At 32.7% G+C, this 281-nt stretch carries 1 protein-coding gene; it reads left to right on the top strand.

Going from position 1 to position 281, the window contains the following annotated elements; genetic code table 11:
- Positions 1-213: 213 nt before the first annotated feature.
- Positions 214-281, top strand: a 68-nt coding sequence (gene fbpA, locus KVT11_RS19730) for a Fur-regulated basic protein FbpA (RefSeq protein ID WP_217609131.1), incomplete at its 3' end; no start/stop codon positions are given.

Below are 281 nucleotides of genomic sequence, written 5' to 3'. Positions count from 1 at the left end.
AAGCTAGACATTATCTTAAAACAGGGATTTTTTAAATTAGGAGGCAAATGAATGAAAATTATTAATTGGATTGCATGTATTTATTGGTTTATTACAGGGATTATGATGTGTTTTGGTTACGAACCTTTACCTGGGTTACTTATAGCGTCTTGTTTTACTTCGGGGATATTTTTCTTAGATCATGCTACAAAGCGGTATTAATTAGGGGGAGCAATGGACAGGAAACAAATATACATCGATGTCTTGATACATAAAGGGATTTACAAAGAAGAAAAAACAGG

Origin of the sequence: Bacillus sp. GbtcB10 (assembly GCF_019091365.1) — a bacterium.
GTDB classification, from domain to species: Bacteria; Bacillota; Bacilli; order Bacillales; family Bacillaceae; genus Bacillus; species Bacillus altitudinis.
Note: the sequence above shows the minus strand (reverse complement) of the source record. Positions and strands in the feature narration are given on the sequence as shown.